3 protein-coding genes are annotated in these 11515 nt (G+C 63.1%); all 3 read left to right on the top strand.

What is annotated here, in order from left to right:
* Positions 1 to 73: 73 nt before the first annotated feature.
* From E4Q23_RS11965 to E4Q23_RS11955, 3 genes are read left to right on the top strand one after another with little or no spacing between them, the layout of a single operon-like run.
* Entirely contained in the window at positions 74 to 10777 is a 10704-nt protein-coding gene (locus E4Q23_RS11965; RefSeq protein WP_336511678.1) for a putative Ig domain-containing protein, read from the top strand.
* Positions 10778 to 10821: 44 nt separating this feature from the next.
* On the top strand, positions 10822 to 11049 hold the full coding sequence (locus E4Q23_RS11960; protein WP_169066849.1) for a hypothetical protein: 228 nt from the start codon (positions 10822 to 10824) through the stop codon (positions 11047 to 11049).
* Complete coding sequence (locus E4Q23_RS11955) at positions 11027 to 11506, top strand: hypothetical protein (protein ID WP_169066848.1); 480 nt, start codon at positions 11027 to 11029, stop codon at positions 11504 to 11506. The genes E4Q23_RS11960 and E4Q23_RS11955 overlap by 23 nt, the downstream gene beginning before the upstream one ends.
* The last annotated feature ends 9 nt before the right edge of the window (positions 11507 to 11515 follow it).

The following is an 11515-nucleotide window of genomic DNA, read 5'->3' as shown; positions in this document are numbered from 1 at the left end:
CGAGCAAGCTGCGCAGGCGACCGCCACCCTGGCCTGGACGCCAGCCGCCAGCGCCGACGCCAGCAGCAAAATCGTGGTGCGCGTCGAGGACAGCCGCGGCGGCGTCGCGCTGCGCGAGTTCTCGCTGCCGGTCATTGGCGGCAACCGTGCACCGGTGATCGAGGGCACTTACGACCTCAGCATCGGCGAAGGTGAAACGCTGTCGCTGCCCTTGCTCGCCACCGACGCCGACGGCGACCGCCTGACCCTGGCGATACGCAATCTGCCCTACGGCGCCGTATTCGACGCCGCCAGTGCTGTCCTCCGCTGGACGCCAGACTACGATCAGGCCGGTGTCTGGGAGGCCGTCACGGTCATCGCCAGCGACGGCAAGCGGACGTCCAGCAGCGCGTTCACGATCACCGTCGAACAGGCCTACGCGCCACCCGTGCTGGCCGCCGTTGCCACGCAATCGCTGCGCGAGGGCGAGGCCTGGGCGCTGCAACTGGCCGCCAGCGTACCCGGGATGATCGCCGGCCGCGCCCAGGCCGACGGCACGACACTCAGCCTCGAGTACGGCGCGCGTTGGCTGCCGGGCGGTGCGACGCTCGACGCCCAGAGCGGCTGGTTCGCGTGGACCCCGGGTTTCGACCAGCAGGGTACTTATCGCGTCCCGCTCAGTATCGTCGCCACCTGGACGACTCTCGCCGGAGAAACGAAGCACAGCGTGCTCGGCCGCGAGCTCGTCCTGGACGTCGCCAACGCCAACGGCGCACCCCTCTTCGCCGCACCGGAAACCTGGCGAGTCCTCGAAGGCCAGCCGCTACGCATCAGCGTTTTCGCCTTCGACCCCGACAACCCGGCCTTCGAGCCGCGCATCCGCAGGCACCCCGGCGGCGAAGCGAGCGGCCCGGAAAGCAGTGCACCGACGCTCAGCTACCAGCTCAGCGGCCTGCCGGCCGGTGCCAGCTTCGATGCCGAAACTATGGAAATCCTGTGGACACCGGCTTACACGCAGGCCGGCAGCTACAGCGTCGTCGTCACGGCGACCGACGACGGCGACGGCACCGGAACTCCGGCGCTCAGCCAGATGACGCTGCCGATCGTCGTCAGCAACGCCAACCGCGCGCCGCAGATCGGTGACCTCGGCAATGCCTTCGTCGACGCTGGCGGCGTGCTCGAGATCCCCTTCAGCGTCGGCGACGTCGACGGCAATCCAATCGCCATCGAGATCAGCGGCTTGCCGCGCTTCGCGACCTATACGCAGTTGCCCCCGGCCGCCACTGGCCCGGAAGCTGACCCATCCAGTGCGCCACTGCGCGGCTCCATCCGCTTCGCCCCTGGCGCCGGCGACCGCGGCGACTACACGCTCACCATCACCGCCAGCGACGACGGTGATGGCGCCGCCACGCAGCGGCTCAGCGCAGCGCGCTCCTTCGTCCTCAGCGTGCGCAGCGTCAGCGAAGCACCGCTGATCGCCGCGCCGCGCCAGGTGGTCGCGCTAGTCGGCCAGCCGCTGTCGGTGGCCATCATCGCCAGCGATCTCGATCAGGACCCGCTGAGCTGGACGAGCACGGGCCTGCCCCTCGGCGCCGAGCTGATTCCGGCCAGCCAGTACGGGCAGGCAACGCTGCGCTGGACGCCGACTGCCGACGACCTGGGCAGCCGCGATGTCGAGTTGATCCTCACCGACAGCGGCCTGCCGCCGCAGGACGGCAGCTTCAGCTACCCGGAACACCCGCTGCCCAACGTCAGCCGGCATACCCTGCGCATCATCGTGCGCTCGGAAAACGCGGCGCCCGAGTTGCTCGCCGTCCTGGCCAACGGGCAGCCGCTCGTTGACGACAGCAGCGCAGCCGGCGAATCCACCGCGCTGCGAATCGACGCTCGTGAAGGGCAGCCACTGGCTCTCGAAGTTTTCGCGCAGGACAGCGACGCCGATGCGCTGCACTGGCGCGTCGCCGGCCTGCCGCGCGGCATGCGCTTCAGCGCCGACGGCAATCGCGCAGCCTTCGACTGGACGCCCGATCTCTTCGCTGCACAAGATGCTAGCGACCCCGAACCCACCGCGATGCAGGCCGGACATTGGCGCTTCAGCGTCACCGCCAGCGACGGCATGGCCACGTTCAGCCGCGACTTTGAGATCATCGTCGCCAACGCCAACCAGGCACCACGCATCCCGCCAATGCCACTGCAACTGATCAACGAAGGCGAGACGCTGGCTTTCACCGTCGTCGCCGCCGACCCCGATCGCGACGCCGTGCAACTGAGCCTGGTGTATGACCAGGAAACGCCGGCCGGCGTCTCGTTCAACGCCGGCAATGGCCGCTTCGAATGGACGCCGGAGGATGTCGTCGACAACAGTAGCGGCGACAGCCGCTCGCACACCCTGACCTTCCGCGCCAACGACGGCCGCGGGGCCGACAACTCGACAACCACGCAGAGCGTCCAGATACGCGTTTTCGACGTCAATCGGCGACCGCAGATCAGCGCCAGCAATCACGCCGTGGTGATCGGCGATACGTTGAGCCTCCCCGTCGTATTCAGTGGCGGCGGCGGCGCGAGCAAGGGTATCGCGCTCGGCGACGCCGACGGCAGCACCCAGACTGCAGCGCTGGCGATCAGTTTCAGCGGCCTTCCGGAAGGTGCGCGCTACGACGCCGACAGCCGGCACCTCGTCTGGACACCCGGCGCCGGACAGATCGGTGACTTCACGGTCAGCGCCACGGTCAAGGACGGCCAGGCGCGCAACGGGACGGCGTCAACGGTATTCACGCTGCGCGTCGTCGCCGAAGCGGCTGCCAACGCGCCCACGATCCTCGTCTCGACAACGCCGAGCACGCCCGCACTGCCCGGGCAGACAATCCTGGCAAGCGTGCGCGCCGACGCCTGGAGCGGCATCGCAGAACTCGCGGTAGCCGTACGCGGCGCGGCAATCGGCCCGCTAATGGGCTCCGAAAGCGGTCCCGAAAGCGGTCCCGAAAGCGGCCCCGAAATCTGGCACGACGTTGCCCTGGATAGTGCCGGACGCATCAGGCTCAGCCCCAGCCAGCCCGGACTGATCGAAATGCGCGTCGTGGCCACCGACCGCGACGGCTTCAGCGCCACCCACACGCAGACCCTGCGCGTCAAAGACCCGGCCGATACCGCCGCGCCGCAACTCGCGTGGAGCGGCGCACTCACCGGCGCCAGCGCCAATGCCCAGCCGCACGAAGTGCCGGCAAGCACCGCCCTGACCGCACAGTTCGCCGAAACACAGCTCATGGGCTGGCGGCTGCAACTCGCCGCGGTCGGCAGCAATCGCTGGCAAACGCTGGCCGAGGCCGAAACGCCCGCGAGCAGCGTCGCACAGACCCTGGCGCTGGCGACGCTCGATCCGCGACGCTTCGACAACGGCCTCTATCAGCTGCGCCTGAGTGCCTGGGACCTCGCTGGCCGCAGCAGCGAAATCGCCGCCACCCTGATCATCGACAGCACCGCCAAGACTTTCGCCAGTCATAGCCAGGCCGACGCCACGCTGACCCTGGCCGGCCACACCCTGGCACTCGTTCGCCACTGGCGCGAAGCGAACGGCGACACGCCGGCAGACCAGCGCAGCGACTTCGGCAACTGGACGCTGGCGCTGCTCGCCAGCCAGCTCCGCAGCGACCAGACAACAACGCTGGCCAATGGGGCCATTGCGCCGTGGTCGCTGGGCGCGCGCGTCTGGCTGACGGTCCCGACCGATCTCGCCGACGCCGACGCCGGCCTGACGCAGCTATCCTTCATCCTCGGCGCACAAAGCGAGCGCCTGGGTAGCGAAGCCGGCGCAGCGCAAGTCTGGCAGCCGTCCTTCAGCAGCGACCGGGGCTGGACGCTGCAGGCGCACGCCGACGGCGAGCGCAGCGGCGCCGACAATCTCCAGCGCCAGGGCGAGCGACTCTACGAGCGTGATAGCGGCCTGCCATGGGTGCCCGGCGCCTATACCCTGACGGCGCCGGACGGCACGCGCTACACCCTCGACGCACAAGGGACGATCCACAGCATCAGCTTCACTGACGGCCAATCCTGGCTGCTTTCGGACGCCGGCATCGTGGCGGTCAGCGATGACTTCAGCGCGAGTGGCGCCGAGGGCTTCACGCAACGGGTGGACTTCCAGCGCGACAAGGCCGGCCGCATCGTGCGCATCACCGCTCCTGACGGCAGGGGTGGCCAAACCGCCATTGCCTACCGCTACGACAGCGGCGGTCGCTTGATCCTCGTCCGCCATCTCGAGGATAGCGATTTCGGCACGGCGATTGCCTACGATGCTGCGGGGCAGGTGCTAACCGACCCCATCACCGCGAATCTTGGTGCGGTAGTGAACTGGGCCAGCGGCAAGGCCAGCACCTGGAGCGGCGAGCTCGATGCCGATCAGGCGGCCCAGCTCGCCTTCAGTGTGCGCGAAAGTGAAATCGCCTCGACGATCCACAGCCCGGGCGCCGCGGGCGCCGTGATCCTGGCGCTGGAAACGCGGCTTCCCGCCGACGGCCAGTTCGAAGTCGGCGGCGCCCAGATCATCGCCAGTACCACCGTGGACGGAAAAGTCACCCGCCTCTTGCGCGTCAGCGAAGCCGGCACCAAGCTCATTCGCCTCACCGGCAGCGGCGCCGCACAACTGCGCATCAGCGTCGCCGGTGACCTCAACCGCGACGGCCAGGTCGACGCTACGGACAGCCAGGCCTGGGAACAAGCCGCCACAAGCGAAGACCCACTGGCCGATATCGACGGCGACGGCCAGATCGGCAGCACCGATCGCCAGCTCCTCTACGCCAATACCGGCTTCAGGGCCAAGCAGGCGCCGGCGGCGAGCGCAGCCGCTTCCGCGGCACTCAGGACGCACACCGGCCTGGCCACGCGCAGCGCCCTGAGCAATATCGCCGAAGACCTCGAAGGCGACACACTCTTCTGGCGCATTCTCGCCAGCACCCATGGCAGCGCCAGACTCGAAGCCAACGGCGAGGAAGTCAGCTTCACCCCGGAAGCCGGCTACAGCGGCGCAGCGACGCTGACCCTGCAGGCCGACGACGGCTTTGCCGCCGGCGCACCCATCGAGCTGACCATCGACGTCAGCGGCGCAAGATTGCTGCAAATCCATCTCGCGCCATTGCCGGCGCTGGTCAGTGGCCAGTTCGCCCGCCTCCAGGCGAGCGCCGATTTCGCGGACGAACAGTCCGTTGCCATCACCGACCCCACCTATCTCACCCTCAGCGCCGCCGACCTCGCCGGCCTGGGCGGCAGCCTGCCCAGCCCCGTGCTGGTCGACGATGCCCACGACCTGGTCCACGCCACCGGCGTCGGCCCGACGCTGCTCATGCTGCAGCGCGTGGACAGCGATGGGCGCCTGATCCAGACCGCCGCGGCGCTCAATGTGCGCGCCGCGCCGCTGCCCTTCGACCCCGACAGCGGCGACGACGCAAGCGAAAGCCAGAGCCAAAGTGCTGATGCCGGCGAAGAAAGCCCGCCCATCGAGCCCGACGTCTATCCCGGCACGCTCACCCTCATGCCGGGCGACACACGGCAGTTGAAAGTTCGCCTGCTCGACCCGAACGGCGATCAGTCGATTGACATCCACACACCTAGCCAGACCATCTTCGCCGGCACACCGGAAACCCTGGAGAACTACGTCGACCCGGACAGCGGAGAGAGCTTCGAAATCCTCATCCCGGCGACCCCGCCGGTGTACAGCGGCACCCGCTACCTCGTCTCCGACGCCAGTATCGCCACGCTCAGCGAAGACGGCCTGATCACTGCCCTGCAGGCTGGCGAGGTCAACATTTCGATCGTCCACCTGGCCAGCGTCGTCGATCCCTACGGGGGCGTCAGCGAACAGGTCATCGGCCAGAGCGACATCCGCCTGCGCGTGCAAGCCGCCGCACTGACCGACGACGACCCGAGCACCGCCACCCCGGCCGGCATCACCATCGCCGCCGAGCAGGGCGGGGTCGTGCAGGCGGCGACTGGCGAAACGGTGATGATCGGCGCGGGGGCATTGCGGGACGATGCGGTGGTCTCGATACGACGCATCGGCGTCGCCAATCTACTCGCCGAAACGGGAATGGCCGCACCCGAAGCGGAAATCCTGCAGACCCTCGCGGCCTTCCGTCTCGAACTCGGCGAGCAGGCAACCCGCGTGCCGGTGCAACTGGCGATCACGCTGCAAGACGAGGCCGGCGTCGAAGTCGGTGACGAAGTCCTGTTTCTGCGCCGCGGCACCGCCCCCGACCTCACTGGCGCCATGCAGGACAAATGGTGGCTGCTTGACAACGGCTTCGTCGGCACTGACGCGCAAGGCCATCTCGTCGCCCGCACCGCAAGCCCGCCGTACAGCGGCGTCAGCGGTTCCGGCGATCTCATCCTGGTGAAGACCCGCAGCGACCATCAAACCGGTGCGGTCACAGTGCGCGGCAACGGCCTCAACGTCTTTGCCCTGACCACCAATTCGCTGGCGATTTCGATGGCCGGCGACCTGGCCAGTGGCGGCTTGTCGGGCGCCGGAGGAGCAACGAACCTGATCGGCCTCTTCGCCGGCATGTCGGAAATCTACGCCATCAAGCTCGATTATGGCGGCGTTTACCAGGTCGTCCCGCTTCAGAAAAGCCTCGCCAACGGCGAACTCACGCTGACCATCGCCACACCCGGCGCGAGCGGATCGGGCACCCTTGATGCCACCCCCTCGCCGCGCATCAGCGACGTCAAAATGCTCGCTTCCGGGAAGCTGCAGCTGACCCTGGAGAATCTCCAGGCGGCAGCCGTGCCCGGAATGGCGGCACAGGAAACGGCCTTGCGCCTGTGGGTCTCGCCGGAGCAGCTGAGCATCGATGCGCAGGGCAAAGCGAGTTCCAGCGCCTGGGATACCGACAGTCAAGCCAGGCGCGAAGGCATGCGTCTATGGCAGCAGCTGATCGAACTCGCGGCGGTCGCCCCCGGAGCAAGCAGCATGACCGTCGAAGTCGAGCTCCCGGCGCAGCTTGCCCTCGGCCTACACAGGCTCACCGTACAACGCCTGCTGCAAACCGTCGACCCGAGCCTCCCCGGTGCAAGCCGCTGGCTGGCCAACGGCGAGCCGGGCAGCGTCACCCTCGAAGGGCAGACCGACTTCAGTGTCGTCACCCTCGCCAACAAGATCGAGATTTTCAGGGACGGCCAGATCGTCAATGAAATCCCCTATCTGGACGCCAGCGGCAAGCCCATCGTCGGCGGCGGCAGCAAGACCGACCAGATCGCCTTCAGCCTCGATAACCGTCTGCTCTTCGTCGCCGGCGCGCACGGCAATATCCACGTCATCGACACCGCCACCATGACGGCGGCAACGACCTTCAGCGTCGGCACGGCCAACGTCAGCAGTCTCGCCGTTTCCGGGCAGTGGCTCTACGTCGCCGAGGGCGGCGCATACGAGCCGACGGGCAGCTATCGTCTCCTGCGCGTCAACATCGACGAAAGCGCTGCCGATTTTCTGGCAATCCAGCAGATCGAGCTACCCGCGACAGTGAGTGGGCAGAATGCGCCCTACGGCTATATCGACATGGCGCTCACCCACGGCGCCCATAGCTACCTGGCGGTGACGGCCAGCCAGCAAAGCGTCGGCGTTGCCATTGCGCGCAGTCAGCCAGACAGCGGCAACGTCTTCATTCTTGACCTCGACCAACTGCTGGCAAGCAGGGGCCGTCTCACTGCCACCCACGCCGCCGCTTTCCTGCAAGTCGATTTCCCGACACGGGAAGGCAAGGGACCACAGTACATTTCTTCCGCGGGCATAAAGGACAACACGCTGCGCCTGCTGCTCAGCGACGCTTTCGACCTCAACGCGGGACTGGCCACAGTCACCGTCCAACTGAGCGACTTGGGGAGACTGCAAGGAACGCCGGTCTTCAAACAAATCGCGATGTCCGGCGCCCTGCCCGGCATGAGCCGCCTCGACGGCAACTACCAACTGAATATCCAGCGCGCACAATCGCCAGCGGTAATCGTGACGCGCAACGGCGCCGAATACGCCCTGGTCGCCGACTACTTCTTCGACTTCGTCGACCCGCTCTACGCCCTGGACGACCCGCAGAACGCCCTCACGCAAAAGGGCGGCAAGATCGGCATCGTCAAGAATCCCTTCAGCGCGACCCCGGAATACCTGGGCGCGACCTCGCCGATCATCGACGCCAACTTCTCGCGCTTGCAACTCATCGACGCCGGCAAGACACTATGGGCCGATATCCGCTACTGGCCAACGATCGGCGAACCGCCGCCACCGAGCGGCCTGCTGGTCTGGGACCTGGAGTCGCTGATCGCCGCTGCGGAACGCAATTCACTCACCAGACAAGCCACGCCGCGGCCTCTGCCGATCGATCGCGAGCGCGTCGATGGCGTCACCACCCAGGTCGTGACGCCCAGCAAACTCGATCTCGCCGACAGCCCGCAACTGACTTCCGGCTGGGTCTACGGAATGGCCACCAGCCAACTCCTCAAACCCGACACCGTCGAGTTCAGTGCACCCGTCGATGGTGGCCAGTTCCTCAAGACCACCATCGAACCCGACAAGGACGGCAAAGTCCCCGCGATCAACTACGGCGACATCGCCCGCATAGACCTCTTCAAGCTCATCCGTGACCAATACCCCAGCACGCTCGCCGACCTGAAGGACTCAGATCTCAACATCAACTGGGACAACATCGAAATCGGCGGAGCCGCGACCCTGGTCAAGGACAGCAAAGGTTTCCTGCTCACCGCCGAGCGCGAGGCTGGATATACGGCGGCGGAAGCGGCGACCAGGGAGGCCTACCAGGGACTGCAAACGATCAATACCGACGGCGGCAAAAAGGCGCTGAAAGAGAACGGCATCATCTTCCTCGCGCCGTCGATTGATGTCGATCGCCTGCGCCAAGGCAAGGCGCTGCTTGCTGGCGACGTCACGATCACGATAAAGGGCTATGACAAGGACAATCCTGAAAAACGCCTGCTGCTGAAACTGCGTGTGGTCGACTACACGCGAGCAGCTGAAACCGTGTTCTTCGGCGATCGACCGCTGAACAATCCCGGCTACCACCCCTTCGCAGGCGTGGCCGGCCTCAGCGCGGAGAAAGGCGCCAAGAACGACCTTCTCGATGTCTGGCGTGTCGAGCAACGATTGAAGTACCTCGGATTTGGCCTGTCCGCGGTGGAAAACACGGGAGAAATCACGGTCAACGGCGCAATAGACAACGCAGAGCACATCGTATTGAGGCAATTTACGCAAATCGTCGAGGGAAAGACCGACTACATCTCCACCGTTACCGAAACAATCAAGGTAAAGGGAAAAAACAAGACGACCACCAAGCCACTGCCGCCAATCACGCTATCAAATGATGATGCCGCTTGGCTGAACGCCTACAACGCACCGCACTGGCTGAATTTTTTCCCGTCAGGAAAGCATCAGCTCATCGGCTGGGAGGACCAGACCGACCAGACGCAGCCCACTAAGGCAATGGGCACCAGCTGGATCTATGACCTTATGCTTTCCGCGCAGAATGCCGCGACGGCGCAAGGAAGGCCGTATGCGCTGTGGTTCAACGGTACCAGCTCCCTGGGTACAATGCTCAATCTCGGGATTAATGTGCAGTATGTTTCGCTGCCCAACCAGACCGCGATTGACGGAAACGAATGGCTGTTCGGCCTACGAGCCGATAACGGCGGAATAACGGATGCCTTGAACACCGGCACGTGGAACTACACAAATGCGCTTGCATTGTCAGATCTTCTTCAAAACCCCAATCGACGCCACGGCGTTACCAACCCGCAAGATCCGTTAATTAACGACCAAGGAACTAATAACCAAACGGCAGCCTTGCGAGACTTCCTAGCCGTATATGCGTCTGTCCGAACAGACGCCATAAACGGCAATGGATCGCTGGATGAGCAAGTGCAGCAGATACATTCTGGAAAAACCGCTGACGAGCAGCTGATAATTCAACGAGCACTGTTTGGCGATGGGACATCGGCTGGAGGTTTGATTAACAGCGACAATTTGCTACTCGGTGGTTTGGGTACTCACGGTGGTGGCATTGGAGCCAAACTTACGCCCGAGTCTCTGGCGGCGATCATGGACTCAAACGCTGAAAGAATGGCCCAGTGGGTGGCTCCTATTAATGAAGCACTGAAGACCTTCGAGATCAATACCCCAAAGAGGATTGCCGCATTTTTGGCGAACGTCTACGAAGAAACTGGTCGGCTGCAATGGATGTATGAAAGCGGATGGCTTTCAGAAGCTGCGACGGCGGCGGACCTTGATCGGCAGTACTCTAACCGCAATGGAAACATCCCAAACACACATGACGGCTCGAACTTCAGGGGACGCGGACTTCTCCATCTTACTGGCCGAAGTAACTACACCCTTGCAACGCAAGGTGGAACGGTTGCAGCACTTCAACTAACCCGCGGCCCCGATCGAAGTTACAGGCCTTACGTACAACGGCAAGTACCTAGTTTAAACACCGTTGTCGGGAGTACTTATGATTTAATCGCCGACTATGCTTTAATATCGTCTGATTTGCAACTAGCTGCCGACGTTGGAGCGTGGTATTGGAGATATGGGTCAGCCTGGAATGACCTAAATCAACGAATAGACAACACGGATCAAAATGACCTGCAGAATTTTCGGGAAGTCCACTCTGGCATCAACGGAAATCCAACACAGCCTGCAAGAGACGCAAGACAAGAAATACTGAATCGCATCAACAGTTTTATGTACGATGAAAACAGCTTCGGCAACATAAAAAACCGCCCTGAGCGCATTGGGGATTACTGTCAATAACGAAAGAACCTACAACAGGAAGTTTGGGTTTTCACTGAATATGCGTGCACCTCAAAAAAACTGGGCCGGTCACTGTAAATTTGCTTCCTTATAATGAAGCATTGCCCACGGGCGAACCTGGAACTGGAGCGCAATCTTTGCTAGAGGGATCGCAATATCACGGCGATAACTTTCTGGGAGAATTAACGATGTTAATAGCAGAAATGCCATACGCCCCAACAAATGACATCGGCAAGCAAAACACATCTATTGAACGACAACAAAAAAAATGAAGCCACTGCTCCGGAATTGCTACATGGAACAATAGGTGTCTGCCTTGTATCACCTACGCTTGAACGAATGCAACCCGAGGGCGACTCCCCGTTTTCTAACGGCCGCGATATTTACCCAAAAGATAGTGGCGGACAAATATTTCCCGAAGCTCGTTTCGACGGCAATTTGCAAGCGGACATCGAGGCAGCAAAGGTTCAAATACTTAAACAACCACAACACGGAGAAATATTAATAAGAGACGGATTCCGGTTTCAATACTTACCTCAAGCCGGCTACACTGGTAACGACGAAGCCACCGTCTTGGTTAATATTGGCGGAAAGAATGTAAAAGTAGTTTATTTTATAAAGGTCCTAGATATTTCAACCCAAACACATAATGACTACGAAAACTATAAAAGAGTATATATGCAACACTGCGAAAAAAAGCGAATGGCGCATCTTTTACAACGTGCGTAATACCAGCTC

Source organism: Candidatus Accumulibacter phosphatis, assembly GCF_012939955.1.
Taxonomy (GTDB): domain Bacteria; phylum Pseudomonadota; class Gammaproteobacteria; order Burkholderiales; family Rhodocyclaceae; genus Accumulibacter; species Accumulibacter delftensis.
The sequence above is the reverse complement of the archived record's forward strand: the minus strand, read 5'-3'. Positions and strand labels throughout refer to the sequence as shown.